Raw genomic sequence first — 25,198 nt, 5'->3', positions numbered from 1 at the left:
ATAAAAAGAGAGGTCGGCGGTCACCCACGGCGAAGCACAACCACCACCAGAAGCACCGCCACCGCCAGGACCGCCCCAAACCCGGTCGCCTCCCTCGGCGCAGGCGTCGATACGGGAGCCGCCACCGCAACGACCGTGGAGAGCGTCGCCGGAGACGACGCTGTCCTCACCTCCAGCTCGATCGTCGTATTCGTCTTCTCCACGAGGGCACCGGTCGTGTTGTAAGCGCTCACCGCGAGCAGCCATGCCCCCGGCGGCATCGCCGCGGTCTCCGTAAACACATGCCCGAACTCGTAGTTGGCACTCCCAATGTACCTGCCCTCAAACTCGCGCTCCAGGCAACCGGTAAATGTGAACCGTCCCAGCGTCTCGTTCTCGTAGACGTACGTAACAATCTGATCGTCGGGGATGTAGCGGTAGGCGTTCCCGGCACTCACCAGCGTCGTTGCAATCGGCCGCGCCACCCCGTAGAACGTCAGGTTCTCCCCCTGCACGACCGTCACCTGCATCGGCGTCGTATCGACGATCTTTCTGCCATCGACCACCACCGTATTGAAGTAGTTCTCCCGCACCGGCTCGTTCGTGATCTCCGCACGGGTGTAGACGAGCCGGATATCGGCGGGGTACGTCACCAACCTCCCCGTTACCGATTTATTTGCATCGGTTGCTCTGTCCGTCCACATCATCGACGGTTCGCCGATATCGTAGTGCGTGAACGTCGTGCGGTCGGAGTCCTCAAGACCGTGCCTGAGGATCGCGGCGAGTTCGACCTGCAGGGTCGCAGAGGTGTCACCCACGTTGTAGATGAGACAGTCGTTCTCTGCAGTTGCGACGGTATCAATCGTTGTTCCTGAGAGGTCATTTACCACTTCGATGGCGTTGTTTGCCTGCCACCGATCGGGAATCTCGTACCCGCCATCGCCTTTCCGGAAGTATCCCGGGAGCCAGTCCGTGTAGACACGGAGCGGCGGCGTCCTCCCCTCTGCCCAACCGATCACGTTCTTCTTGTTCTCATCGGGGCGGAAGACGCCAAGGGACGCGTGGGTCGTCCCGAAGACGACCCCCACCTCCACCTTCTCCCCGGCAAGGTCTCCGTCCAGTCCTTCAACAACCAGTGTATAGGTTCCGGCAGTCAGATCCCGCATGATCGGCTCGAGCCTTCCCCCGCTCATATCGGTGTAACTACCCATCTCCCTGGTCACGCCGCCCTGTATCAGGCCGAGGTAGTAGGTGCCGGTCACCAGCACTTTATTGCTCCCGTTCGTAAATCCTCCGGGCACGGTGATGACGTCCGGGGCTAACATCCCTCCCCACGCGTTCGGAACAAGGCTCATGTTCACCGAGGTCTCCGGCGTAACACCGGTCTCATTGACGCTGCTCACAACCGTGCGGATAACAGTACCGTTGCTGTCTTTGAGGACGACACGGACGTTCCCGGGGTGCTCCAGCGGTGCCGGAAAGACACCATAGACATAAAAGTCACGCATTTCGGAGAAGGTGTTCTCGCTCGACGAAGGCTCCGTGATGGTGAGATTTGCGGCGTTTACGGCAGGTATGGCCAGGATCAGGCAGAAGAGCAGGACAATGATGCGGAGAGGTTCCATCACGCTCACAATTGAATGAAGAGCGCCTGTGGGATTAAATATACCGAATTCAACCGGGGACAGAAGTACGAGATAAGAGGAATATGCATAAACTTCGTGGTCACAACAGGAATCCCGGGCTGCTGCATCGCATACAGAAGGCCGGGTCAGCCTGCCCCCATCATACGAACCCGGAGAAGGAGAGAGCGCCGGAGACCCGCGGGAGCTCGCCGGGCCCCTGCGGGGTACACTCTTCCCATGCGGTTTCGGAACGTTCATATTGACATTCCGACAAACGGTTTTTCCGGATATACCGAGGAGGCAGCCGAAAAGCCCTCCTCCGAACATGCAGTTCAAAACTCGACCATGTCAGGCAACGGATCGCGGGGATATCTCATGGTACTTCTCTTTCTCACGGTTGCAGCGGTGCTGCTCGCACTCTGCATCACGACAGGCGGAACTGACGACAGATCGAGGGTCACCATAACATCATCCGACGGCGACACCCACGAGGGCTACATCAACGTCACCGGCGGCCGGGTCTGGTTCCGGGTCGCTGGTGCGAACAGTCCCGGAACACCCCTCCTGGTCCTCCACGGAGGACCGGGGGTGCCGCACGATTACCTCGAACCGCTCGAGGCCCTCGCGGACGAGAGGCCGATCGTCTTCTACGACCAGCTCGGGTGCGGGAACTCCGATCACCCGGACGATCCCGCCCTCTGGACGGTCGAACGATACATTCAGGAGGTCGGCGAGGTCCGGGACGCACTCGGGCTTGAGCGGATCCACCTCCTCGGACAATCCTGGGGAGGCGCTCTCGCGACCTCGTACGTGCTGGACGCAAAACCCGGCGGTGTCGAGAGCCTGATCCTCTCCGCGCCGCTGCTGGACGCGAACCGGTGGGCTGCCGATCAGCGGGCGAACCTTGCGGCGTTCCCCGACGAGATGCAGGCAGCCGTCCGGGAGGCGGAAACGACCGGAAACTTCGACGCCCCGGACTACCAGGAGGCTATGGGGGCCTACTATGCCCGGCACGTCTGCAGGCTGGACCCCTGGCCGGAGTGCCTGAACCGGTCGCTTGAACGGCTCGCCATGCCGATCTACCTCCGGATGTGGGGACCGAGCGAGTTCACCTGCACGGGAACGCTTCAAACATTCAACGTCACCGACCGGCTGGCCGAGATTCAGGTCCCGGTGCTCTTCACCTGCGGAGAGCATGACGAAGCGCTGCCCGCGACCATGGCCTACTTCCAGAGCCGGGTGCCGGGGTCGGAGCTCAAGGTCTTTGAAGGCGCCTCGCACAGCCACCACCTGGAAGAGACCGATGCGTATCTCCAAGTCGTGCAGGAGTTCCTGCGCCGGGTCGACGCAACATCCTGAACCCGAGCAGGCAAACCCATCTTTTTTTGTTCATGCTCGGTAAGGACAGATCAGGCGATGGCGCCCTCCTCCATTCCGGATAGCTAACCTGAAGGAGCGGGCATCGAAACCTATATACCCGGGACGGACTGAGCAGCGTCGCGGTGCATCATGAAGTTAAGTGCAAGGAACCAGCTTCCCGGAAAAGTAACGGCTGTTAACATGGGCGTAGTCACCGCAGAGGTCGTCATCGCGCTGGACGGCGGCGGCGAGCTCGTCTCGGTCATCACGAAGACGTCCGTGGAGAGCCTCGGGATCACCGTCGGCAGGAAGGTCCATGCCGTGATCAAATCGACCGAGGTTATGGTCGCCGTTGACTGAGAAACACTCACCTTTTTTACCCCGGCAGGGGTGGCAACACATAAGTACGCCGGCAACCGTTCTGCCGGCACACATACCGGGAACCGGCACCATGACACGAGATTACCCACCCCTGCTGATCGCAGTCCTCATCTGCATCATGCTCACCGGCATCATCATCGCCTACGGCCTTCTCATGGACGCGGGCACACCACCTCCCACGCAGCCCGCCTCCCTCCCGACCCCGATCGCAACGCCGGGAACGCCGGTGACGACCGGGGCCCCGGTGCAACTCACTCCTCGCTCGTTCTCAATCAGCGTCACGCCCGCAGCCGCCACGGTCCGACCCGGTGATACAGTCTTGTTCACCCTCACGGTAAACCCCGAAGACGGATTTTCCGCACCCGTCGAGGTCAAAGTCTCCGCTACGGCGCTTGGGGGTGTCTTCCACGACAACCATGACCTCGGCACGGTCTCCCCACCCTACCCTCCACTCACCTACGAGGTCATGGTGCCCGAACTCCCGCCCCTCGTCTCCACCGCGACCGTGGACGCCACGGTGACGGCGACCGGAGGGGGCACCGTGCGGACCGAGGGGGTACAACTGGTCATCCGGCGCTAGAACGTCATTAGTGTCTCCAAAATAGACCCCGAATGCCGGATAACTCTCAAAATTGGAGAACGATTCTGAGCCACCTGCAAAGCCGGCGGGCCGGTGTGAAGGGTCGGCAGACCTTACGGGTGATCGGGAATACCTCTATAGATCATAGAGATTATCATAAACCCCCTTGTTTCCACTGGAGATTTGGACGTACACACCATAGCGATCCGGGGCGGGTTGGAATGTTCTCCTCACCGCCGATTCGCGAGGGTGAAGAAGGTGAGGCTCGATAGGGGAGATTTACGCGCGGGGAGAGGTTACCCCTCTTCCTCCACCACATCGAACCAGACGGGGTCGGGGCAGTCGGGACGACCACCGTAGTTGATGGTGATCTCCTCGTCTTGCTGGATGGCACGGTGAGCGCAGATGCGGATCTCACCCCGGAGAACGTCGCAGATATGGTCGGCATTCGCGTGATAGGAGTGGTTGTAAAGCGACCCGTAACCCAGCGCCACGGCGGCCAGGTCCTGGTGTTCTCCCCACGCAAAGTAGTAATTGAAGAGGCGCGTCCGGTCGAGGAGTTCCTGCTCATCTACTCCACCCAGCACGATCACCGGGCAGGCCTCGATCAACTCCCCGGCCATGAGATCCCTGCGAGCGAACACTCCCCGGCCGCGGTTCCTCGATGAAGAGAGATAAACGAGATCGGAAGGGAAGATGGCCTCGCGCAGCTCCGTATCCAGTTCTCCGGCACCATCGGTCATGATATCGTCGCTTCTCCACACATATGACAGTACAGTAGTTGACCTGGCCCGGGCAAAAAGAATGCGGAACTCAGGCCAGGCCCGAGAGAATTATGGTTATTTTCCCGGTGAAAGCGATCGTCGGCCGCCCGCCTGCCTTCGCTGGAGAGAAGCAAAAGGATCCTCTCCCCGGGCGGATGGGCAGGCGAAAGAGTGTTGTATTCGTACGACTCCACTGACATATCAGGAGGAACGATCATCGGCGATGTCATCGTAGCGCGCGATCTGGAGAAGCGGTTCGAGGATCTCATCGCGGTTGACCGTATTGCCTTCCAGGTTCAAGAGGGAGAGATATTCGGATTTCTCGGCCCGAACGGAGCGGGCAAGACGACGACCATGAAGATGATCCAGTGTATCTCCCCGAAGACCGGCGGCACCCTGCAGGTCTTTGACATGAATGTGGACACCCACCAGCGGGAGATAAAAAACCGCATCGGCGTGGTGCCGCAGGAGACCAACCTTGACCCGGACTTTTCGGCCTACCGGAACCTGCTGGTTTACGCCCGCTACTTCGGCATCCCGAAGCGGGAGGCAGAGCCGCGGGCGGAAGAACTCCTCGGATTCATGCAACTCGAGGAGAAACGGGATGTCCTGATCGACAAACTCTCAGGCGGGATGAAACGACGGTTGATCATCGCCCGGGCCCTGATCAATGCACCGGAACTGCTCATCCTCGATGAGCCCACCATCGGGCTCGACCCACAGGCGCGGCACCTGATCTGGGAGAAACTCCGGAGTCTCCAGGCGGCAGGAAACACCCTTGTCCTCACCACCCACTACCTTGACGAAGCAGAACGCCTCTGCGACCGGCTGGTGATCATGGATCATGGGAGGATCCTCATCGAGGGCGCGCCGGCGGACCTCATCAGGGAGTATGCCGGGAGCAATGTCGTCGAAGTCAAGCGGACAGAAGAGGCGATCTCCTGCCTGACCGGGCTTGAGGTGAACTACGACCTTGCCGGCGATATGCTCCAGGTATTCACGGACCGTCCCAACGACGTGGCACGTGGACTCCTCGAGGCCTGCCGGCACGAGGCGGCGGTGACGGTTCGCCCGGCGACCCTCGAGGATGTCTTTCTGCGGATGACCGGGCGGAGACTGCGGGAATGAGGAGACGATGATCGACATTACCGGCAGGGTGTTGAGTGTCTGGCGGAGGAACCTGGATGCTTTCCTCAGGACCTATCAGGTAAACTTCATCCCGCCCTTTGTCGAGCCGGTCCTCTACCTCCTGGCCCTGGGGTTCGGCCTCGGGACATACATCGAGGCCGTCGATGGGATACCATACCCAGTCTTCATCGCACCGGCCCTCGTCTCGATATCGGTGATGTATTCAGCCTTCTTTGAGTGTACCTACTCGTCGTTCGTCCGGATGTACTACCAGAAGACGTTTGACGCTATCATCGCAACACCGGTCAGCACCGATGAAGTGATCGCCGGCGAGATGCTCTGGGGCGCCACCAGAGGGATGATCTATGCGACGCTGATGCTCCCGGTCCTCCTTCTCTTCGGCGTCGTGAGTATGCCGTCGTCCCTGCTCCTCATCCCCTTCGCGTTCCTTGCCGGCCTCCTCTTTGCGGGCATTGCGATGTGCTTCACGGCGATCACGCCGAGTATCGACGCACTGAATTACCCGTCGTTTCTCTTCATCACCCCGATGTTCCTCTTCTCGGGGACGTTCTTCCCCCTCGACCTGCTCCCGCAGCCCATCCAGTACTTCGCCCTCGCTGTCCTCCCGCTCACGCACGTCGTCAGCATCAACCGGGCGATCACGCTCTCGGCCTTCTCGCCGATCAATCTCTTCAACCTCATCTGGATCATGGTGGCGACTGCGTTCTTCTTCGTCCTCGCCATCAGGTTGATGAAAAGGCGGCTTATCGTGTAAGCGGCAGAAGTATCCACGATATAGCTCCGGGAGAGGCGTCCGGCCCCGTGGAACTGCGTGCCCGGGACTGTAAAGCAGGGTAGTATAACCGGTACTACGGGCAGCACGGCCGGAGGAAGCACATCCTACGGGCGCACGCAAAAAAAGTTAGAATCGGGGTTTCCTGTGCTTCGGGAGGCAGTCGCGGCAGTAGACGGGTCTGCCCTCCGTGGGCTTGAAAGGAACTTCACACTCTTTACCGCAGTCGGAACAAACGGTCTTTGTCATTTCGCGAGGGCGGTCATCGAACGAGCGGGGACCCCTGCGTGGATATCTATCTTCCATTGGATTTCACTCACTTCTGGGTTACTGTATTCACAGACGATTCAGTACCGGGGCTTTCTGTACTTCGGGAGGCAATCGCGGCAGTAGACGGGCCGGCCCTCCGTGGGCTTGAAAGGAACTTCGCACTCTTTGCCGCAGTCGGAACAGACTGCCTTGTGGAACTCGCGGGGGCGGTCCTGGAACGAACGGGGACCCCTGCTCGGATATCTCTCATCCATATACTTCAACCATGCAGATAGTCTGCACATATACAACAACCCGCCGGTATAAAGGTATTTCTCCGGGGATCCCGGGCAGCAAAACCGGTCTCGATCTGCCCACCCGGGTTCCATCACGCACCATACGCAGGTCCTACACCGACCGGTGCGTGAGGGGCTCTTAGAGAAGAGAAATAACCCTGTCAGGCAGCCGTTTATCCGGACAGGGAGAACCATGACACAACGCTTTTATCGATACCATCCGACCCAATGATCATCCAACTATGGCACGCGTCAACCGATCTCTTTTGCAACCCGGTGAAACACCGATTTCACCCCGAGGGGGAGAGTAGAATGAGAGGCCCAGCATGACCGACGAGATTCACATCGACGAACCCCCTGATAGCAGATCGAAGGGAAAACACCGGGACAGGAGGACGTTCGGTCCGGTCCCGAACCTTGAAGAGCATGTGAAGTCCGACTGGTGGAAGGGCATCTTCAACCGCCTCTACCTGAAAACCGATGGCGACGTCGTCGACGACCAGCAGATAACCAGAAATGAGACCGACCGGATCGCCCAGGTCCTGAACCTGGGGCCCGATGCGAAGATCCTCGACCTCTGCTGTGGTCAGGGCAGGCACACCCTCGAACTCGTGCGCAGGGGCTACAATGCCGAGGGTCTCGATCAGTCGCATTACCTGATCCAGCGTGCCCGGTCGACCGCGAAGAGAGAGGGGCTCTCGGTCCGGTTCCGGGAAGGAGACGCACGCCGCTTGCCCTATCGCACCGACACCTACGATGTCGTCCTCGTCCTCGGAAACAGTTTCGGCTACTTTGATTCCGTCGAGGAAGACCTGCGGGTCCTCACCGAACTCCGGCGCATCCTCAAGCCCTGGGGGCGGGTGCTCCTGGATGTGGCCGATGGGGAGTACTTAAAGGAGCACTTTCAGCCGAGGTCATGGGAGTGGATCGACGAGACGATGTTCGTCTGCCGGGAGCGATCCCTCTCGCTCGACGCGCAGCGCCTGATCTCAAGAGAAGTGATCACTGACGTCGATAAGGGCGTCGTCGCCGACCAGTTCTATGCTGAACGCCTCTACACTCCCAAAGCGCTCCGGGAACTCCTGGAACAGGCAGGCTTCTCCGGCATCACCTTCCACGACATCGCCACGGAGTCGCAGCGGAACCAGGACCTCGGCATGATGGAATGCCGCCACATCGTCACCGCGGTCATCAAGAAGGAGTGGGCGACAACGAGGGCAAGAGGGCAGGAGATGGCAAAGCACGTCGCGGTGATTCTCGGCGACCCGGCCAAGCCCGATGCCCTCAAACCCTCCTGCACCTTCGATGACGACGACTTCTACACCATCGACCAGATGAAGGCGGCCCTCCGGGAGCTCGCGGGCTACCGGTTCACCTACCTCTGCAAGCACGATACCCTGGTGCAGGACCTCTTGAAACTGAAGGGAAAGGTGGACTACGTCTTCAACCTCTGCGACGAGGGGTTCAACAACGACCCGAGGAAGGAGCTCCATGTGCCGGTGCTCCTTGAGATCTTCGATATTCCCTACACGGGCTCCGGGCCGCAGTCGCTTGCGTTCTGCTACGACAAATCGCTCGTGCGCGGTGTCGCGAAAGAGATGGGGATCCCGGTGCCGGACGCCTGCTTCATCACTCCCGGCGACCGCACCTACGACGTCGGGATGAGGTTCCCGGTGATCGTCAAGCCAAACGCGGGGGATTCCTCATACGGCATCACGCAAAGGAGCATCGCCCACACCATCGAAGAACTCTCCGACGTCATCAACTCCCTGCGGATGACGCTCGGCTACAACCAGTCGCTCCTTGTCGAGGAGTTCCTCACAGGAAAGGACATCAGCGTCGGCATCATCGGGAATCCATCGGGATACTGCACGGTGCTCCCCATCACCGAGGAGGACTACTCCGCGCTGCCCCCGGAACTTCCCCGGATCTGCGGCTACGAGGCGAAGTGGCTTCCGGACTCGCCGTACTGGAAGATCGTATCGAGACCGGCAGACCTCCCCGAGGAGACCGAGAGACTGGTCGTGCGGTGCTGCCTCGCCCTCTTCGAGCGCCTGGAGTGCCGCGACTACTGCCGGTTCGACTGGCGTCTGGACGAGCACGGCAACCCGAAACTCCTCGAGGTCAACCCGAACCCCGGTTGGTGCTGGGATGGCCACCTCGCAAAGATGGCAAAGCACGCGAGCCTGACCTATCCCGAGATGCTTGCCCGTATCCTCAAATCTGCGGAGGAGCGGTTGGGTCTGGAGCAGGAGAGATCTGCGCGAGAGGCCGATAAAGAACCTTCTCCGCTCGACCTCACGCGGCAGACGGCCTGACCCACCCAATCTTTTGCTGGAGTGGGACAGGTCTTGCGAATACATTTATCCCAAAGAGACCACTGTCTTCCCGCAGATGGCGGTGGCGAGAGACGACGTTCTCTTCATGAGGTATGCCCGGGAGGCCGGAGCCCTCGCAAGAGGCGTGAAAGATGAGATCGCGCGTGAGGAGCGGCGGCAATCGTCCCTTCTCGCTCGCGACGACCGGCTCCACGCCACCGGCCCTTTCATCCTCATTGCGGTCCTCGCGAACCTCTTCTTCCTGCTCGTCCTCCCTCACTTCATGCTCTACTGGATCGTATCGAGTTTTGTCCTTTATATGGCAAACCCCTTCATCCTGATGATCCCGACAGGTGACGGAAAGACGACCTTCCGGGGCATGGGGACCGCCCGCGAGATCCTCCGATCGATCCGGGAAGCCGGAGGGGTTTCCTGCCTTGTGGCCCACGACGCGAGGGCGTTCGGGAAGGTCTTCTGGGACACCTTCTTCATCAACAGTCAACCCCTTGCTGCCGGATTTGGGCTGGTCTTCGGCATCAATGTGTCCTTTGCGGTCGCGAGCGTCTGCGTTGCAGGATCCCTCGAACCGGGAGCGGCGGCGCTGATCACGCTCCAGTCCCTTGCGATCATCCTCTTCTATGCCGGCATCTGGCATGTCAAGCCCTACACGACGAGTTTTTTCCTCTCGCTCGGCGAGATCCGGACGAACCTGCAGGAGAAGGTCCAGGTCGGATGGTGGGCGGCGATGCGGGTCGTCCTCCTCGTCGCCGCCCTGGGAGCCGTGAGCGGGATCCTCGCCGTATCGGCGATGCTCCTCCCGGGGATGACGCTCTCGACGTTCCTTGCCTCGGTCGATCTCGGCCTCGGGTGGGGCCTCCTGCCGCTCTTTGCCATATTCGCCTCGCAGGTCGTCATCGTCCGGTACCTGCAGGGGACGTACAGCCGGGAACTCTTCCTGCATGTAGGGGGCCACAAGATCCATGCCTTGCAAGACGGGATCCTGCGACGGCTCGCCGCGGTCCCGAGAACTCCGGATGAGATCACGGACCCCGATCACCTCACAGACCTCATAGCAGAGCTATCGCGGATGCAGGATGACTTCCGGCGAATGAGAGTGTATACCTCGGCCTGCCACAGCCTCTTCGGGTTGTTCCCGGTTTACCTCGTTCTCCCCGACATCTCGGCCATCCTTGACCGGGACCGTGGCACGCCTCCTGGATCCGCGCTGGAATCCAAAGGCCGGGTGCACACGGAACCGGCCGATCGGATCACAGCGTACGAGTGCCGCGAGCCCGCCGAGAACCATCAGTATATAACATCCCCTGACGCATAGATCAACATATGGCCGATGAATCGTATCGGACCGCGACGGTCCAGGGCAGGGAGGTCCCCTACGATCCAGAGCAACTGCGCAAGATCAGCGAACATCCTTGCTATTCTGACAAAGCGTGTCACTCTTTTGGGCGATGTCACCTCCCCGTCGCTCCAAAGTGCAACATCCAGTGCAACTACTGCGTGCGGGACTTCGACTGCGTGAACGAGAGCCGGCCGGGGGTGACGAGCAGGGTCCTCCCGCCGGAGGAGGCGCTCGACCTTGTCCGGAAGGTCATGCAGGAGCACCCCTACGTGAAGGTGATCGGCATCGCGGGACCGGGTGAGCCGCTCGCAAACCCCGAGACGTTTGAGGCGCTCAGGCTGGTCCACGAGGCGTTCCCGCAACTGATCATGTGCATCAGCACGAACGGTCTTATGCTCCCGGAGTCGATCGAGGAACTGGCAAAGTACGATGTCGGGAACGTCACGGTCACGCTCAACGCCATCGACCCTGCGATCGGCGAGAAGATCTACTCCTGGGTCGAGTACAACGGGAAGAAATACCACGGGCGTGAAGGCGCGGAGCTCCTCCTCTCCCAGCAGATGAAAGGGATCGAGATGGCGGTTGCAAAGAAGATGTTCGTCAAGATTAATACCGTCTACATCCCCGGGATCAACGATGAGCATATCCCCGAGATCGCAAAGAAGGTCGGTGAGATGGGAGCGTTCACCTTCAACGTCATCCCCATCATCCCGCAGTACAAGTTCGCCGGGATAACCCCGCCCACCCCGGCGGAGAAACGGGAGATGCAGGACCGGTGCGCCCCGTTCATCAAGCAGATGCGCCACTGCGCGCGCTGTCGTGCGGACGCTATCGGGAAACTCGGCCAGGATATCCAGTCCTGCGTCTATCAGCAGATGAAGGATGAGAAGAAAGAATAACCTCTTTTTCACCCGCCGGGCTGACCGGCCATGACAACGATCATCCTTCAAGCCAACCAGCCGTTCGACCTCGACCGGACGCTCTCCTGCGGGCAGGCCTTCCGCTGGGAGAAGGTGGATGGGTGGTGGCAGGGCGTCGCCGAAGGCCGGGCCGTCCGGATACGGCAGGATGGGTATCTTCTCGTGTTTGAGGGAGCGGATGAGGAGTTCGTCCGCGACTACTTCCAGCTCGGCCAGGATCTACCGACGATCCTCTCGTCGATCGACCGCGACCCGGCGATCAGTGCCGCGATCAGGGAGTGCCGCGGCCTCCGGCTTGTCAGGCAGCAGCCGTGGGAGTGTCTGGTCTCGTACCTCTGCGCCACGAACACGAACATCCCGGCGGTGAAGCGGCGGGTCGCGCTGATGGCGGAGCGCTATGGGAGGGCGATAGACGGACCCTTCGGCACGGCGTACACGTTCCCGGAGTCAGGAGCGCTCGCGGGGGTCTCCCGGTCAGACCTGTGGGACTGCAAACTCGGTTACCGGACGGATTATGTCCGTAAAGTTGCCGCATTCGCAAGCGAGCACCCGGATTGGGCAGAACGGGTCGCCGCCCTTCCCTTCGAGGAGGCACGGCAGGCGCTGATGGGGTTTAAGGGCGTCGGGCCGAAAGCAGCGGATTGCGTGCTGCTCTTTGCGTTCGGGTTCTTCGAGGCGTTCCCGGTCGACGTCTGGATACACCGGATCATGGCGGAGACATACCTCCCTGACCTTGCCGGGAAGGGGTGCACCCCGGCGGAGTACGAGCGGATCCGGCGGTTCGCCCGAGGCTACTTCGGGGAGTACGCGGGATACGCGCAGGAGTACCTCTACTGCGCACGGGGCCCGGCGAGCCGGGCGGGGTGAGGTTCACTCCTTCTTCTTAAGGACCCGCTCCAGGACGAGAGCGACCGCCGCGAGCAGGGCAAGGATGACGAGGCTGAAGAGAGTCAGGATCCCGACGGTGTAGAGGAGGACGGGCACCCCACAGATCCCGAGCCCGGCGGAGGCCATACCAATTGCGACCTGCTTTTCCGGGGGCACGAACACCACCCTCTCGGAGGCGAGGTCCCGGTGGTACCCGTCCAGCGCTGTATTGTAGAGGTGCGCCCTCGTCTCCGGGGGCATGCTCTCCAGGAACTCAGGGCAGACCCGCTCATAGTACTCACCCACAGATGCATTCTCCGCGAGCATCTGCTCGTATACCTCCGCGTGCGCCTCGTCGAAGGGGCACTCGATGGGGGTCTCCCCTGCGGCCGTTCCCGGCAGAAGTGCGGCAACCGTGAGGAGGGCGAGGATCAGCACCGTCTCCATCTTCATGATCGTTTCCCGGAGGGGCGGGAGCCCCGGCGGCCCCCTGCCATGATCTGTGATGGGGAGAGGGGGCATAAAGCCGTTGCGGGGCCTTACCTGGCAAAACTCGCGATGAATCCATTCTCCCGCATCGAGAGCACCTCCGCCGGCACCCCATCGGCAACCACCCGCCCATCTTCGAGGAGGCAAAGCCGGTCGCCGAGTTCGAGGGCGTCGCGGAGGTTGTGGGTGACGACGATGCAGGGGATGCCAGCGTCCTTTATCCGGTCGCACAGTTCGCTCCGCATCGCTCCCTGAGCCCGCATATCGACGGCCGCAAGCGGTTCGTCGAGGAGGAGGAGGTCCGGGTCGAGCACCAGCGCCCGCGCGAGGCCCACCCGTTGTCGCTGGCCTCCCGAGAGCCGGCCGACGTTGACGTCCGCGAGGTCGGAGAGGTGCATCGCCGCGAGCTGTTCCGCCACGGCATCGGCTATCTCGGCTTTCGGAACCTTCCGACACCGGAGGCCGAACGCCACGTTCTCAGAGACAGTCATGTGTGGGAAGAGAGCATAGGACTGGAAGAGGTGGCCGATGTTCCGGCTTTCGGGAGGAATATCGATCCGCTCCCCGGAAGAGAAGAGCGTCCGGTCCCCGAGGACGATCTCACCGCAGTCAGGAGTGAGGATGCCGGAGATCAGGTTCAGCACCGTGGATTTGCCCGACCCGTTCTCACCGATGAGGACGAGGGTCTCGCCGGACCGGACCGAGAGCGTGACGTCGAGGACGAAATCTCGCAGATCTCGGACGGCATGGACGGAGAGCATCAGTACTTCCTCCGGGTGACGATCTTCACGGCAGAGATCACGGCAAACGATATCACGACAAGGATGATGGAGAGGCTGATCGCGGCGTTCATATCTCCCTGCATGGTCGTGTAGATCGCAAGCGGCATCGTCTGGGTTTTGCCCTGAAAGTTCCCGGCAAACATGATCGTGGCACCGAACTCCCCGAGCGCCCGGGCAAACGAGAGGATCGCCCCGGAGACGAGTCCGCCCCATGCAAGCGGGATGGTGATTCGGAGAGCGATGGTCCCGGGAGAGGCCCCGAGCGTCCGCGCCGCATCCTCGTAGAGGCGGTCGACCGCCTCGAAACTCGCCCGCGCCTGCCTGATGTAGAACGGCGAGGCGACAAAGACCTGGGCCATGACCACTGCGACCGTGGTGAAACCGATCTGGATGCCAAAGATATCGAGGTACTGCCCGATCACGCCCCGGCGGCCGAAGGCCATCAGCAGCGCGAGACCCGCCACCGCCGGCGGGAGGACGATGGGAAGATCGGTGAGGGTGTCGACGAGTTCCCTGCCCCGGTAGTCGCGCCGGGCGTTCACCAGGGCAAGCGGCGTCCCGAAGAGGACGACGATCATCGTGCTCACCGTCGCGGTGACGAAGGAGAGATAAAGCGCATCGAGCACCACCGGTTCGGTGAGCGAGCTGAGGAATGCCTCCGGCGATATGCGCAGGAAGAGCGAGGCTACCGGCAGGGTGATGAAGAGGAGGAAGAGCGCAAGAAGGACGGCGGTGAGAAGGGTGAGAACCGCCCTCCTCAATACCGTCCGGCTGCCGAACAGGGATATCCCGCGTTCAGGCTGGGATCGGGTCAAAACCATATTCCGTCAGGATGGCGCTGCCGTCCGGACCCCGGACGAATGCTATGAACGATTCTGCTTCGGCCTTGCTCGGCGACTCCGCAAGAATGCCGAGCGGATAGGTGGCCACGACGTTGTATGCGGCCGGGATCTCGATCCGCGTCACTTTGGTCAGGTCGTCTTTTGAGACATCCGACTTGTAGACGATCGCTGCATCCGCCTCACCGAGTGCCAGCTTGGGCACCACGGAGCTCACCGCTGTCTCCTCGGAGACGACGTTAGCCATCATGGCGTCCTTGTAGGCCTGACCATAGGCTGAATCGGCGACCATCTTGTCGAACATCTGCCGGGTATAGTCACCGAAGGGAACATCCTTGGTGCCGATGACGAGCTTTACGCCCGGTTTGCTCAGGTCGGCAACACTGGTGATCCCTGCCGGGTTATCGACCGGGACGATCAGGGCCAGGCTGTTCCCGAGGAACGGGGTTACGGTGCTATTCTCCATGAACCCGCCGTCCTGGAGCGCCTTCATGTGCTTTGTGCTCGCGGAGACGAAGATATCCGCGTTCGCGCCCTGTTCGATCTGGGTGCGGAGGGTCTGTGAGCCGTCGAAGATGAAGTCGACCTTGACGTTCTCGTTCTCTGCCTCGTAGGCCTTGCCGATATCCGTGAAGGCTCCCGTGAGCGATGCGGCCGTAAAGACGGTCAGGGTTGTCGTTTCGGGTGCTTGCTCGGTGGTCGTGCATCCCGCGACCAGGAGACCGGCAATCATCAGAAGACATACGGCAACAAGGGTTGCCCGGGGTGATACTTTCATAATACTTACACCTTGCCCATAGAGAATTGCGGCACGATATATTTAATTTAGCTGATTTGGAGCCCATATAAACGATATTTGATTTACCATCCCGACGATTATAAAAAGTATGCGGCGTCTCCGGAGCTCCGCCACCGGAGATGCGAAGTGTGGAGCATCAGTCGGGCGGAAGGCCAGGTCCGCAGGCAGACGATGCTGGAACGAGTGAAAAGAAAATTCTAGAAGATTTTTCATGCCGATAGGCCCGGAGTAAGAAGATTCCCTCGCATGCCCCTTACAGGGGTGCGACCGCAGAAGGATACACCGAGGTGATCCTATAATTATAAGACTCTTTAGATAAAACCGGGGATCATGGTATTCCGGGAAATTGACGATGATCTCCGGGAAATTGTTCAGGAATACCTCCCCCCACCAAAGCCACACATTGGCCGACCCCGGCGTGATCCCCGCGGGCTGATCAACGGCATCCTGTACGTTCTGACCACCGGCTGCTCCTGGCTCGATGTACCGGCGAGATACGGCACCAAATCGACGGTTCACCGGTACCACCTCGAACTCTGCGCGAAGGGCGTGTACCAGGTGATCTTCTTCGACCTGCTCCGATCCGGATACGAGATCAAGAAAATCGATCTCTTGCATTGTGCGACAGATACCAGGGATATCAAGGCTAAAAACCCTCATGAGCCCCTGGAGGGCACAGGCATACAGGATGGAAATTGCATTTCCATACAAAAAGGGGATCGGCCGGCTATGATGGCTATAAAAAGGTAAACGGGAGTAAGCTGAGTGCTCTGGTCGATCGGAACGGCCTCCCGCTTGCCTGCACGGTTGCACCGGCAAATACCCATGATTCCCGGTTCTACGAGCCAACCCTCGAAGCATCTGAGATTCCCGAGGTGCAGGTTCGCCCTGCAATCATCTCCGCAGATGCAGCCTACGATGCCCGGGAAATCCGACAATACAACCGGAAACGAAGGATCAAGAGCAATATCCCGGTCAACCGAAGATCCCGGAAATATCCAAAAACGGGTAAGGCCAATCGGGTTCGATCCGGAACTCTACAAGAAAGTGCAGTGCGGTAGAACAGTTCTTCAGCTGGATTGAAGCATTTAAGAAGATTGTCCCACGATACGAGCGGTACGAGCACTCATTCATGGGACTCATTCACCTGGTATGCAGCATCATGATCGCGAGAATATTGGGATGACCTCACCGGCAGGCGGATGATTGCAGGTCAGGTACGCCGCCGTTTCACTTCATCAAGGAGCTCGCGGCGGACCCCTTCAATACGCTCGTTCACCATCCGGGAGAGAGGTTCGTCCTCGTAAGTAGCGTATGACGTGGTCTCCCGGCATCGAACTTCTTCAAGCGTCTTGACCTTCGTCAGCTCCCCGATGACGGACTGGGCCATATTCGAGTACTCGCCATTGTCAACTTTATCCTTCAGCCACCGGTAGAGGTGACCTGGCAGTCGTACGCCCACCTGTTTGCTTGAGACGCTGTCGGAGAGACCCATTATTCCATTCAGAGGTTCCGTTTGAACGATTATATTACATTGTTTTTATTTTTCCGGTAGGATACCATGAGATACCTATAGATATCTTTAAGCCTCCGGTAGCGTATACACCGATGTATGCGACAGGGCAGGTAGTCGGTTTTGACCTGCTGAATACGCCACATAGGAGTATGAAATGCTGAAAGAGACCCGATTTGAGGAAATAAACTCCATGCAAAGCAGGAGAAATTTCTGTATGCGCGGATCGGATCGGCGGCCGGCGGCCACCTGCCCACCGGATGACAACAGGGACGGCACACGCGCTCCCTGTCCCTTCTGCGGGTGCCGGGACCACGTCGAGGATGCCGTTGCCGCCAGCCCGGAGATACACACTGCTCACCAGTGCCTCCAATGCGGCCGGAGGTTCGACGAACCGAGATGCCCCCGGTGCGGGTCTCCGGGAGAATGTATCGGAGTTGTCGATGCCGCCGGGCGTGGCCTCTACACACAGTACCGATGCTGCAAGTCCGGCCACGGGTTCATGGTGCGGACGGATGGCGGCGAGGACGCCCCCAGGTCGTGACGACGCGGCCATTCCAGACTGAGCCGTCTCCCGGGGTTCACACCGGACCGGGACAAAAAGGGGGGACGACCTACGTCCCGATCGTCCAGCTGCCCATATACTTCTCCTGCTCGGGCGTCAGCCGGTCGATCGAGATACCGAGTGTGGAGAGTTTCAGCCGTGCTATTCCCTCATCGATAGCAGACGGGACGTCGTGGACGCCCGGTGCGAGCTCGCGGCCATGCTTCGCAATGAACTCCGCGGAGAGTGCCTGGACGGCGAAACTCAGGTCCATCACCTCAACGGGGTGGCCCATGCCCTTCGGTGTTGCGAGGTTCACGAGTCTTCCCTCGGCAAGGACGTGGATGGACTTCCCGCCGAGCACGTAGGTCTCGATGCCGTCCCGGTGGAGAGTGGAATCCGCGTGCGATGCGAGCCACTCGACATCGATCTCGACATTGAAGTGGCCGGCGTTGGCGAGGATGGCCCCGTTCTTCATCACCGGGAAGTGCCGCCCCGTAATGATGTCCGCGTTCCCGGTGGTGGTGACGAAGATGTCGCCTGACGGTGCCGCCTCATCCATCGTCATGACGTCGAACCCGTCCATATGTGCCTGGAGCGCCCGCCGGGGATCCACTTCGGTCACGATGACGCGGGCCCCGAGGCTCCGGGCCTTCTGTGCAAGTCCCCGCCCGCAGTAGCCGTAACCGGCGACGACGAACTTTTTGCCGGCGATGAGCACGTTCGTCGTGATCATGATCGATGCAAGCGAACTCTCCCCCGTGCCGTGGACGTTGTCGAAGAAATGCTTCATCGGGGTGTCGTTGACGGCGATGACCGGGAATTTGAGCGCGCCGTCCCGGGCCATCGCGCGAAGCCGATGAATGCCGGTTGTGGTCTCCTCGCACCCGCCGATGACGGCATCGAGCACATCCTGCCGCTCGGTGTGGATGCGGTAGATCAGGTCCATGCCGTCGTCGATGGTGATCGCAGGCCGGGCATCGAGCACCCGGTCGATGGCAGCGTAGTACTCCTCAACATCGGCCCCCCGCCGGGCATAGGAATGAATTCCTTCCCGGGTGTTGAGCGCCGCCGCGACGTCGTCCTGGGTCGAGAGGGGATTGCACCCCGTGATGTGCACCTCTGCACCGCCTGCCGCGAGGGTCTCGACCAGCACCGCGGTCTTTGCCTCGACATGCAGGGCCATACCAACAATCATGCCGGTAAAAGGCTTCTCCTCGACGAACCGCTTCCGAATGGAAGCAAGGACCGGCATATACTGCCGCGCCCACGCAATTTTGAGATCTCCAGACTCCATCAAAACCACCTGACCGGCTTTTTGCCCGGATATTCCTCCGGTTTGTCTGTAAAGGTATCTTCCGCGATCACTTAAACATAAGGAAATTGTGTGACCCTGAGAAACCCTCATCACCTCCCGCCCAAAACCACTACTCATGGTTCTGACCAAGCGGATCATCCCCTGCCTGGACCTCAAGGATGGGCGGGTAGTCAAAGGCACGCACTTCGTCGGGCTGCGCGATGCGGGCGACCCCGTGGAGCTCGCCCAGCGCTACAACGAACAGGGTGCAGACGAGGTGGTCTTCCTCGATATCACCGCCACCAGGGAGAACCGGGGCACCATCATCGATGTCGTGCAGCGAGCGGCCGACCAGCTCTTCCTCCCGCTCACGGTCGGCGGCGGCATCCGGACGATCGACGATATGAAACAGATCCTCCGGGCGGGTGCGGACAAGGTGAGCATCAACTCAAGCGCCGTCACCGACCCGAAACTGATCTCGCAGGGCGCAGAACGGTTTGGCAACCAGTGCATCGTCGTTGCCGTCGATGTCCGCCGAAACTACGATATGGAGAAGGGATTGACCCCGATCCCCCTCACCGACGATCAGGAATGCTGGTACGAGGTCGTGACCCATGGCGGGAGCCGGGGGACGGGGCTGGACGCCGTCGCCTGGGCAAGGGAGGTCGAGGAACGCGGAGCCGGCGAGATCCTGCTCACCAGCATGGAGACCGATGGGACGAAGGAGGGGTTTGATATCCCGATCACCAGAGCGATCTCGGAAGCGGTCGGTATCCCGGTGGTCGCGAGCGGCGGCGTGGGGACGCTCGAGCACTTCTACGACGGGTTTACAGAAGGAAAGGCCGACGCCTGCCTCGCGGCAAGCGTCTTCCACTACGGGGAGTTCACCGTTCGCCAGGTCAAAGAGTACCTGGCGGGACGGGGTATCCCGGTACGGCTCTAAGATCGAGCGCGAGCGCCGCGACCGGGTGCTCGAGGTCGAACGCGTTCAGGACGGCCGGGTGGATCTCCCCGAAGACCCCGACAATGTTCCCGTCGACGACGATATCACCGCGGCGACCGTCCAGGAACGCCGGATCAGGCGATTCTACGACCGTGTAGGAGAGCGAGAACTCCCGGCAGAAGACGTCTGCAACCGCATACGCCTCGGAGAAGTCGGCCGCCGGGTGAATGCTCACTGCCGCGATCTTCTGGTAGGTAACGCAGTCTTCGACCACGTCGCCCACTGCAAAGAGCCGTTGCGGGAGCTCACGGTGCTTATTCGCCAGAAGCATCTCCATGAGCAGGGGGAGCAGGTCGGTCCGGACCACCGTCTGCTCCTCGCTGATCGGGTGGAGCAGCCGGAGGGTCCCGGGCAGGGGCTCCCGCTGCATGTTCGCGTACAACACCCGATCATTTGAGAGAGTGAACGGCATCATCTCGAGGTACCCGAGGCCGATCATCACCGAGCGGACCGCTCCCGCTATGGCAGTGATCGGGTGCTCCTCTGCGACCGTGGGCGTTGCCGGGAGGGCGGCATCGAAGTTCTCGATACCGTAGGCGATGGCCACGTCCTCAAAGATGTCCCAGTCGTGGAGGATGTCCGAGCGGTAACAGGGAACGAGGACCCTGACCCGGGAGTCCCCATCGGGTTCGGCACCAAACCGCATCCGGCGAAGGAGCCGCGCCATCTCCTCGCCCGTGAGGGGGAGGCCAAGGAGAGAGACACACTCCTCGACCGAGACGACCCGCTCTGCGGGGGCAAGCGTCGGCATCTCCCGCCCGTTGACGGTGACACTCTCGATCGTCGCCCCGGCCTCGGCGAGCGCCGTGCAGATGATATTGACTGCCGTCATCACCGCTCTCTCGTCGGTGCCGGTGCAGTCGAGCAGGATGTTCTTCGTCGCCGTCGTGACCCTCGTCAGCTCCCCGTTGATGATGGGCGGGAAGGAGAGCACCCGGTCGTCGGCATCGATGATCAGCGGGAACCGGGGGAAACCCTCTACGAGGCGGGCGTAGTCCCGGCCCTTCGGGTGCTCGGTGAGGATCTCCTCCATGGTCATCTCCCGCTCGAAGTCCAGCGGGACGAAGGACCGGTCACGGGAGGAGGCGATGTAGCGGAAGGGTGGCCTGACTGCGTCGAGGTCGTGGACGCCGATCGCCACCTTGGCCCGACCGCGCCCGACCGCCCAGTGGAGGGCCTCCTGGAGGCTCATCAGGCTCTCGATCGATTCCTCGTCGAGGTCGACGTTCCGGATGACCGCTGAGCCCAGGCACGGCCGGATATCGGCAAGGCCCGGATCGACCGCGAAGGTGATCCCGGAGGGGCGGACGGTGTAGACCGGGAGGCCCTCCTCGATGCCGAGGAACCCGCGCATCGCCCGGGCGACACCCTCGGGCGAGTAGAGGTCCGGTCGGTCCGGGAAGAACTCGACGTCCACATGGTCTTCCTCAATCCGTTCGATATCGGCTCCGATCATCGGAACGCGGTCGATGATCGTCTGCCGGTCGGTCCCGGTAAGCCGTTCAAGGTACCGGTAGGGTAACGTAATTATCGCCATCTCACCGCCTCCCGCCGTAGGTGGGTGTCTCCCGGATCCACTCGACGTCGCTTCTGTAGAGCTGCCGGAGGTCCCGGAGGCCGAGCCGGAGCATCGCCACCCGGCTGATCCCGAGACCCCACGCGAGGACGGGGTGCTCGACACCGAAGGGCGCGGTCACTTCCTGCCGGAATATGCCTGCCCCGCCGAGTTCCACCCAGCCAAGCCCGTCGACGTAGACCTCGGGCTCCACGGACGGCTCGGTGTAGGGGAAGTAGCCGGGCCGGAACCTGACCTTCTCAAAACCCATCTTGGCGTAAAACTCCTTCAGGAACCCGAGAAGGTGGCGGAAGTTGACGTCCTCATCCATGACGATCCCTTCGAGCTGCTCGAACTCAGCGAGGTGGGTGGGGTCGATAGCCTCCCGACGGTAGACCCTGCCGATGCAGAACGCCCTCACCGGGGGCTCGGGGTGCGTGGCGAGGTGCTGGATGGAGAGGCTCGTCGTGTGGGTCCGGAGCACGCACTGCTCCGCCTTTGCGGCGCTCCAGGTGCCTCCCCACCCGGTGGAAGAGGTCCCGCCGCCGTGCTCGTGCATATCGCGGACGTGCTCGAACCCCTTCGGAAGCGGCCAGCGCTCGCCGAGGAAGAAGGTGTCCTGCATCTCCCGTGCCGGATGGTCCTGAGGCTGGAAGAGAGCGTCGAAGTTCCAGAACGAGCTCTGGACGATCCCGCCGGCCATCTCCGTGAATCCCATGTCAAGGAGGACACGACGCATCTCGTCGATGAGGCGCTGGTAGGGATGGATCTTTCCCGGGTAGACGCGCTTAGGGAGTTTTGAGACATCGTAGCGCCGGAGGGGGAGGTCTTTGGCACCGGAGAGGATCTGGTCCCGGGTGAGCGTGCCGACCTCTTCCTGCAGGTCGAGCCCTTCGACAAGGATCTCCCGGCCCCGGGGCGTGATCGAGACGGTGTAGGTGGCGGTCTCCTCTTCCGCGACGAGCCCGCGGCGGAGAAGGTCGAGAACCCCCTCGCCGTCCTCGATCGAACCGCTCTCGCCCACCCGGGCAAACGCGGCCTCGTCGGGCCCCGGAACGACGTTACCGGTCTTTTGTACGATCCCGCCATTGATGGCGATCCAGCCCTTCTTCCGCATCCAACCGATCGCGATCTTTGCGAGCGGATGCGCCTGAAGGTCCCGCATCGGGATGGTCTCATCGAAACTCTCGAGCACCTGCCGCTCGGGGAGACCCTTGCCGACGTAAGCCCGGCCCTCCTCGGTCGGAACATATCGCCGGGAGACGTGCTTCTCCACGTCCACGAGCCCCCGATCGCCGGCGAGGTTTGCATACTGCACCACCGCCTCCCGGCGGGCATCCATCTTCTCCGCAAGGGTGGCCGCGTCGGCAGACCCCACCGCCTCTAAGGCAACCAGGAGTTTCTTCTCGTTTAACGTCAGTTCCACTCTTCACACCTCCTCTGCAAGATGCTCGACCGCATCCATCTTATCCCGCAGATCCGCGAGGAACGCCTGCACACGCTCATACGTCTCTTTCTTGCACTGCCCGCAGGTGAGTTCACCGCTCTCGCACCGACGGCGCAGGTCGGCAAGTTCCACATCGTCATCGAGCATGTGGAAGAGGTTCAGGAGATAGACCGAGCAGGCGTCGGGCTCGCCTCCAAGACGCCTCTGCTCCTCAAGCGTCATCCGCCCGCCGGTCAGCGCGCTCATGACCTTCTTCTTGACTGACTTTTCGGATTCATAAAACCCGAACGAACTATCGGGCACGCTGCTCGACATCTTCCCGCCCTGGAGCCCGGGCATGAAGATATGGTAGGTCGACGAGGGCAGGTAGAACCCAAATCCCCCGTGGGCGATCTCGATCCGCCTGACGGCATCCTCGACCTGGCCGATCGGGCAACCGGTGATATCAACGTGGCCAGTATACTTCTTTGACCCCGAGAATGCGCGGTGTACGGCTTCGATGGCCTCCTCCGGCGCGTTCTTTGAACGGACGCTGACGTGGTCGCCGCGGTCCTCGACCGTGAACATCCGGAGTTTGTAAGCCACGTCCCGGGTGAGCCGGATATGCGGGTCCTGGTCAAGGCCGACCGGGACGACCGTAGGGGCAGGACCGGCGTCGAGCTGCGGATAGAGGATGTCGGCCACCTGGGTAGCGACGCTCATGGCATGCGAGAGCGAGGTCTCCGGCCCGAACCCGTATATCGCCGCAAGGTCCGAGAAGTTCACCTTCGTGGCCGCCTCGAACGCGAGGTCCTTCAAGCGATCGTTCCTGCTCTGGTAGTAGGTCGTGCCGCAAAACCCGAGGGCGTAGAGGGCCTTGAGATACTCCTTTCCGTACTCGCGGCACTTCTCCCACGATACGCCCCGGACCGCATGCGCTTCCCGGTCGGCGACGGCCACATAGCCGTTCCCACCCTGCTGGACGTGCCAGACCACCTCCTTCATCACCATCAGGTGCCCGAGGTGCGGGAGGCCTGAGGGCATGAACCCGGTCAGCACGTGAAACGGTGTGCGGTTCCGGATGGCGTCGACGATCAGGCCGTAATCCCGGTGTCCGACGACGACACCCCTGCGCATAAACGGCGGTACCTCGGGAAGCCTTCGGGCGACCTCACCGACAGGCTCGATGCCGAACTCGGCAAAGAGTCGATCTACATCGACGGTCTGATTACTCGACCACGGATTCATTCCGGACTGCATGAGTTGACGCTCACAGTTTGATTCGGGCAAATTCGACGTACTTGATAGCGGTATTGTATATGCAGGCAAACAACATCTTTTTTTTGACGCTGTGAGCAAGCCTGACCGAGCGGGAGACACCGCTCATCGGGGTGGAGGTCCCGGACGGGACGGCGTGGACGAGCATCTCGGAATGGGTCTTCTTACCGGAGTAAACGCGGAAGTGGTGCCCAAACTTATATCCGGTCCTCGGAATGTAGCCCTTCTGTCTGAGGTCGGAGAAGACCCGTTCTTTCTCCTGGATCTCAATGTCCTTCTCCGCCACCGCATCGAGGAACTGCTCTGCGGTCATCGGTGCACTGTCCCGCCTGACCGAGAGGCACCCCTGGCGCATGAGATAGATCGACTCGACCGGGCGGAGGAGCAGCCGCTCGGGATCGAGCCGTTTGCCATACCAGTCCTCTTCAAGTGGAGTCCCCGGGGGCAGGTGAGCCAGTGCGTAGGTTCCGAAGAGGGACGCCTCCACCGGTGTTGCACACCCTGCCGGCTCCCCGACCCCGGGGGGGTCCTGCACCCGCACTTCGTAGTAGGTCAGTTCGTCCTCGTCGTCCACGACCGCGAGGAGGTACTGCTTGCGCATGTTGACCGCGGTGAGCACGTCCTGGCTCAGCCGGTCGAAGTCGATGAGATCCCGCTCGGAGAGGACCCGGATCAGGTACTGGGACTTTCCGACCCCGGGCTTGTGACCGCGGCGGAAGACACGGAAGTCCTGGGGGCCGGGCTGAACCACGTACCCCCGCTCGCGGATGTCGCGGTAGACGAGATACCTGCGGACGAAGTTCGGCTGACCGGCGAAGAGACCGAGCAGGGCATCAAACCCAAAATCCTTCACGTCGATCTTGTTCCGTTCCATGAGGTAGAGCGCCTCTTCAGGGGCAAGGCGAAGACCTGTTCCCTCCAGCCTCCCGTAGCCGCCCTGTTCGTAGAGCGTGCGTCCTTCACCGCCGAGGCGCACCCAGGTTCCGTCGAATATCGCTAACACGTGCTCAACTATAGGGAGTTCACGTTCATTAATGGATTGATGAATTGCCAGCGC

The 25,198-nt window shown here is 61.1% G+C and carries 27 protein-coding genes; 13 read left to right on the top strand and 14 right to left on the bottom strand.

The annotated features are described in order from the left end of the window. Positions 1 to 20: 20 nt before the first annotated feature. Positions 21 to 1,613: a hypothetical protein gene (locus V6K60_RS03095; protein WP_332449051.1), complete on the bottom strand. Its 1,593-nt coding sequence runs from the start codon at positions 1,611 to 1,613 to the stop codon at positions 21 to 23. Positions 1,614 to 1,979: 366 nt separating this feature from the next. Between V6K60_RS03095 and V6K60_RS03090 the strand changes: the two genes are divergently transcribed. The 3 genes from V6K60_RS03090 (at position 1,980) to V6K60_RS03080 (ending at position 3,924) form a co-directional block, all read left to right on the top strand. After that, positions 1,980 to 2,963, top strand: coding sequence for a proline iminopeptidase-family hydrolase (locus tag V6K60_RS03090; protein ID WP_332449050.1), 984 nt, complete (start codon positions 1,980 to 1,982; stop codon positions 2,961 to 2,963). Positions 2,964 to 3,113: 150 nt separating this feature from the next. Then, the gene (locus V6K60_RS03085; protein ID WP_332449049.1) at positions 3,114 to 3,323 is read left to right on the top strand and encodes a TOBE domain-containing protein; all 210 of its coding nucleotides are present in this window, start codon (positions 3,114 to 3,116) and stop codon (positions 3,321 to 3,323) included. Positions 3,324 to 3,414: 91 nt separating this feature from the next. Next, positions 3,415 to 3,924 (top strand): hypothetical protein, encoded by a 510-nt coding sequence (locus tag V6K60_RS03080; protein ID WP_332449048.1) that lies wholly within the window; start codon positions 3,415 to 3,417, stop codon positions 3,922 to 3,924. 296 nt (positions 3,925 to 4,220) lie between these two features. Here the strand turns inward: V6K60_RS03080 and V6K60_RS03075 are convergent, their stop codons facing one another. After that, positions 4,221 to 4,667, bottom strand: a complete 447-nt coding sequence (locus V6K60_RS03075; protein WP_332449047.1) for an SET domain-containing protein — start codon at positions 4,665 to 4,667, stop codon at positions 4,221 to 4,223. 195 nt (positions 4,668 to 4,862) lie between these two features. Here V6K60_RS03075 and V6K60_RS03070 point away from each other — a divergent pair, with 195 nt between their 5' ends. Together V6K60_RS03070 and V6K60_RS03065 are read left to right on the top strand one after the other, a co-directional pair. Next, positions 4,863 to 5,816 (top strand): ABC transporter ATP-binding protein, encoded by a 954-nt coding sequence (locus V6K60_RS03070; protein ID WP_332449046.1) that lies wholly within the window; start codon positions 4,863 to 4,865, stop codon positions 5,814 to 5,816. Between the two features lie 7 nt (positions 5,817 to 5,823). After that, positions 5,824 to 6,591 carry an ABC transporter permease gene (locus V6K60_RS03065; protein WP_332449045.1) on the top strand — a complete coding sequence of 256 codons (768 nt, stop codon included), beginning with the start codon at positions 5,824 to 5,826 and terminating at the stop codon, positions 6,589 to 6,591. Between the two features lie 147 nt (positions 6,592 to 6,738). Here the strand turns inward: V6K60_RS03065 and V6K60_RS03060 are convergent, their stop codons facing one another. Both V6K60_RS03060 and V6K60_RS03055 read right to left on the bottom strand, forming a co-directional pair. Then, complete coding sequence (locus V6K60_RS03060; protein WP_332449044.1) at positions 6,739 to 6,915, bottom strand: CxxC-x17-CxxC domain-containing protein; 177 nt, start codon at positions 6,913 to 6,915, stop codon at positions 6,739 to 6,741. Between the two features lie 41 nt (positions 6,916 to 6,956). Beyond that, entirely contained in the window at positions 6,957 to 7,133 is a 177-nt protein-coding gene (locus V6K60_RS03055) for a CxxC-x17-CxxC domain-containing protein (RefSeq protein WP_332449043.1), read from the bottom strand. A gap of 347 nt (positions 7,134 to 7,480) precedes the next feature. Between V6K60_RS03055 and V6K60_RS03050 the strand changes: the two genes are divergently transcribed. The 4 genes from V6K60_RS03050 to V6K60_RS03035 all read left to right on the top strand — a co-directional run bounded on the left by V6K60_RS03050 (position 7,481) and on the right by V6K60_RS03035 (position 12,616). Further along, positions 7,481 to 9,472, top strand: coding sequence for a methyltransferase domain-containing protein (locus V6K60_RS03050; protein WP_332449042.1), 1,992 nt, complete (start codon positions 7,481 to 7,483; stop codon positions 9,470 to 9,472). A 76-nt stretch (positions 9,473 to 9,548) separates the two neighbouring features. Next, positions 9,549 to 10,805, top strand: a complete 1,257-nt coding sequence (locus V6K60_RS03045; protein ID WP_332449041.1) for a hypothetical protein — start codon at positions 9,549 to 9,551, stop codon at positions 10,803 to 10,805. Positions 10,806 to 10,813: 8 nt separating this feature from the next. Then, the gene (gene nifB, locus V6K60_RS03040; RefSeq protein ID WP_332449040.1) at positions 10,814 to 11,728 is read left to right on the top strand and encodes a nitrogenase cofactor biosynthesis protein NifB; all 915 of its coding nucleotides are present in this window, start codon (positions 10,814 to 10,816) and stop codon (positions 11,726 to 11,728) included. A gap of 30 nt (positions 11,729 to 11,758) precedes the next feature. Then, the gene (locus tag V6K60_RS03035; RefSeq protein WP_332449039.1) at positions 11,759 to 12,616 is read left to right on the top strand and encodes a DNA-3-methyladenine glycosylase family protein; all 858 of its coding nucleotides are present in this window, start codon (positions 11,759 to 11,761) and stop codon (positions 12,614 to 12,616) included. A 3-nt stretch (positions 12,617 to 12,619) separates the two neighbouring features. Here V6K60_RS03035 and V6K60_RS03030 read toward each other — a convergent pair whose 3' ends face one another. From V6K60_RS03030 to modA, 4 genes are all read right to left on the bottom strand, one after another. Continuing rightward, entirely contained in the window at positions 12,620 to 13,069 is a 450-nt protein-coding gene (locus V6K60_RS03030; RefSeq protein WP_332449038.1) for a hypothetical protein, read from the bottom strand. A gap of 86 nt (positions 13,070 to 13,155) precedes the next feature. Beyond that, positions 13,156 to 13,866 (bottom strand): ABC transporter ATP-binding protein, encoded by a 711-nt coding sequence (locus V6K60_RS03025; protein WP_332449037.1) that lies wholly within the window; start codon positions 13,864 to 13,866, stop codon positions 13,156 to 13,158. Then, positions 13,866 to 14,708, bottom strand: coding sequence for an ABC transporter permease (locus V6K60_RS03020; protein ID WP_442919546.1), 843 nt, complete (start codon positions 14,706 to 14,708; stop codon positions 13,866 to 13,868). Before V6K60_RS03020 ends, V6K60_RS03025 begins: the two co-directional genes overlap by 1 nt. Continuing rightward, on the bottom strand, positions 14,683 to 15,504 hold the full coding sequence (gene modA, locus V6K60_RS03015; RefSeq protein WP_332449035.1) for a molybdate ABC transporter substrate-binding protein: 822 nt from the start codon (positions 15,502 to 15,504) through the stop codon (positions 14,683 to 14,685). The genes V6K60_RS03020 and modA overlap by 26 nt, the downstream gene beginning before the upstream one ends. A 351-nt stretch (positions 15,505 to 15,855) precedes the next feature. Here modA and V6K60_RS03010 point away from each other — a divergent pair, with 351 nt between their 5' ends. Further along, positions 15,856 to 16,275, top strand: a complete 420-nt coding sequence (locus V6K60_RS03010; protein WP_332449034.1) for a transposase — start codon at positions 15,856 to 15,858, stop codon at positions 16,273 to 16,275. Then, positions 16,221 to 16,586, top strand: coding sequence for a transposase (locus tag V6K60_RS12820; RefSeq protein WP_442919545.1), 366 nt, complete (start codon positions 16,221 to 16,223; stop codon positions 16,584 to 16,586). The genes V6K60_RS03010 and V6K60_RS12820 overlap by 55 nt, the downstream gene beginning before the upstream one ends. 152 nt (positions 16,587 to 16,738) lie before the next feature. On the opposite strand, the gene V6K60_RS03005 is transcribed toward V6K60_RS12820, so the two are convergent. Next, positions 16,739 to 17,020: a hypothetical protein gene (locus tag V6K60_RS03005; protein ID WP_332449033.1), complete on the bottom strand. Its 282-nt coding sequence runs from the start codon at positions 17,018 to 17,020 to the stop codon at positions 16,739 to 16,741. A gap of 235 nt (positions 17,021 to 17,255) precedes the next feature. Here V6K60_RS03005 and V6K60_RS03000 point away from each other — a divergent pair, with 235 nt between their 5' ends. Then, entirely contained in the window at positions 17,256 to 17,582 is a 327-nt protein-coding gene (locus V6K60_RS03000) for a hypothetical protein (protein WP_332449032.1), read from the top strand. A gap of 70 nt (positions 17,583 to 17,652) precedes the next feature. Here the strand turns inward: V6K60_RS03000 and V6K60_RS02995 are convergent, their stop codons facing one another. Then, positions 17,653 to 18,879: an adenosylhomocysteinase gene (locus V6K60_RS02995; RefSeq protein ID WP_332449031.1), complete on the bottom strand. Its 1,227-nt coding sequence runs from the start codon at positions 18,877 to 18,879 to the stop codon at positions 17,653 to 17,655. Between the two features lie 136 nt (positions 18,880 to 19,015). On the opposite strand from V6K60_RS02995, the gene hisF reads away from it, so the two are divergent. Then, positions 19,016 to 19,822, top strand: coding sequence for an imidazole glycerol phosphate synthase subunit HisF (gene hisF / locus V6K60_RS02990; protein WP_332449030.1), 807 nt, complete (start codon positions 19,016 to 19,018; stop codon positions 19,820 to 19,822). Here the strand turns inward: hisF and pheT are convergent. Genes pheT through endA form a run of 4 tightly spaced genes read right to left on the bottom strand, consistent with a single transcriptional unit; the run spans position 19,779 to position 25,144 of the window. Beyond that, the gene (gene pheT, locus V6K60_RS02985) at positions 19,779 to 21,419 is read right to left on the bottom strand and encodes a phenylalanine--tRNA ligase subunit beta (RefSeq protein WP_332449029.1); all 1,641 of its coding nucleotides are present in this window, start codon (positions 21,417 to 21,419) and stop codon (positions 19,779 to 19,781) included. The genes hisF and pheT overlap by 44 nt on opposite strands. A 1-nt stretch (position 21,420) precedes the next feature. Beyond that, complete coding sequence (gene pheS / locus V6K60_RS02980) at positions 21,421 to 22,863, bottom strand: phenylalanine--tRNA ligase subunit alpha (protein WP_332449028.1); 1,443 nt, start codon at positions 22,861 to 22,863, stop codon at positions 21,421 to 21,423. Positions 22,864 to 22,866: 3 nt separating this feature from the next. After that, a complete protein-coding gene (locus V6K60_RS02975) occupies positions 22,867 to 24,123 on the bottom strand; it encodes a tryptophan--tRNA ligase (protein ID WP_332449027.1) in 1,257 nt (418 codons plus the stop codon). A 10-nt stretch (positions 24,124 to 24,133) separates the two neighbouring features. Continuing rightward, entirely contained in the window at positions 24,134 to 25,144 is a 1,011-nt protein-coding gene (gene endA, locus V6K60_RS02970) for a tRNA-intron lyase (protein WP_332449026.1), read from the bottom strand. Between the last annotated feature and the right edge of the window lie 54 nt (positions 25,145 to 25,198).

Source organism: Methanoculleus sp., assembly GCF_036677455.1.
Taxonomy (GTDB): Archaea; Halobacteriota; Methanomicrobia; order Methanomicrobiales; family Methanoculleaceae; genus Methanoculleus.
Note: the sequence above shows the minus strand (reverse complement) of the source record. Positions and strands in the feature narration are given on the sequence as shown.

Bases quoted from the DNA above. Each gene is read 5' to 3' on its own strand.
- V6K60_RS03060 (WP_332449044.1), bottom strand. From the start codon at position 6,915: ATGGAAGATAGATATCCACGCAGGGGTCCCCGCTCGTTCGATGACCGC.
- V6K60_RS03020 (WP_442919546.1), bottom strand. From the start codon at position 14,708: ATGGTTTTGACCCGATCCCAGCCTGAACGCGGGATATCCCTGTTCGGC.
- V6K60_RS03090 (WP_332449050.1), top strand. From the start codon at position 1,980: ATGGTACTTCTCTTTCTCACGGTTGCAGCGGTGCTGCTCGCACTCTGC.
- V6K60_RS03025 (WP_332449037.1), bottom strand. From the start codon at position 13,866: ATGCTCTCCGTCCATGCCGTCCGAGATCTGCGAGATTTCGTCCTCGAC.
- V6K60_RS02975 (WP_332449027.1), bottom strand. From the start codon at position 24,123: ATGCAGTCCGGAATGAATCCGTGGTCGAGTAATCAGACCGTCGATGTA.
- V6K60_RS03005 (WP_332449033.1), bottom strand. From the start codon at position 17,020: ATGGGTCTCTCCGACAGCGTCTCAAGCAAACAGGTGGGCGTACGACTG.
- modA (WP_332449035.1), bottom strand. From the start codon at position 15,504: ATGAAAGTATCACCCCGGGCAACCCTTGTTGCCGTATGTCTTCTGATG.
- V6K60_RS03030 (WP_332449038.1), bottom strand. From the start codon at position 13,069: ATGAAGATGGAGACGGTGCTGATCCTCGCCCTCCTCACGGTTGCCGCA.
- nifB (WP_332449040.1), top strand. From the start codon at position 10,814: ATGGCCGATGAATCGTATCGGACCGCGACGGTCCAGGGCAGGGAGGTC.
- V6K60_RS02995 (WP_332449031.1), bottom strand. From the start codon at position 18,879: ATGGAGTCTGGAGATCTCAAAATTGCGTGGGCGCGGCAGTATATGCCG.
- V6K60_RS03045 (WP_332449041.1), top strand. From the start codon at position 9,549: ATGGCGGTGGCGAGAGACGACGTTCTCTTCATGAGGTATGCCCGGGAG.
- V6K60_RS03075 (WP_332449047.1), bottom strand. From the start codon at position 4,667: ATGACCGATGGTGCCGGAGAACTGGATACGGAGCTGCGCGAGGCCATC.
- V6K60_RS03085 (WP_332449049.1), top strand. From the start codon at position 3,114: ATGAAGTTAAGTGCAAGGAACCAGCTTCCCGGAAAAGTAACGGCTGTT.
- V6K60_RS03080 (WP_332449048.1), top strand. From the start codon at position 3,415: ATGACACGAGATTACCCACCCCTGCTGATCGCAGTCCTCATCTGCATC.
- V6K60_RS03050 (WP_332449042.1), top strand. From the start codon at position 7,481: ATGACCGACGAGATTCACATCGACGAACCCCCTGATAGCAGATCGAAG.
- V6K60_RS03010 (WP_332449034.1), top strand. From the start codon at position 15,856: ATGGTATTCCGGGAAATTGACGATGATCTCCGGGAAATTGTTCAGGAA.
- V6K60_RS03000 (WP_332449032.1), top strand. From the start codon at position 17,256: ATGCGCGGATCGGATCGGCGGCCGGCGGCCACCTGCCCACCGGATGAC.
- V6K60_RS03065 (WP_332449045.1), top strand. From the start codon at position 5,824: ATGATCGACATTACCGGCAGGGTGTTGAGTGTCTGGCGGAGGAACCTG.
- hisF (WP_332449030.1), top strand. From the start codon at position 19,016: ATGGTTCTGACCAAGCGGATCATCCCCTGCCTGGACCTCAAGGATGGG.
- pheT (WP_332449029.1), bottom strand. From the start codon at position 21,419: ATGGCGATAATTACGTTACCCTACCGGTACCTTGAACGGCTTACCGGG.
- V6K60_RS03035 (WP_332449039.1), top strand. From the start codon at position 11,759: ATGACAACGATCATCCTTCAAGCCAACCAGCCGTTCGACCTCGACCGG.
- V6K60_RS03055 (WP_332449043.1), bottom strand. From the start codon at position 7,133: ATGGATGAGAGATATCCGAGCAGGGGTCCCCGTTCGTTCCAGGACCGC.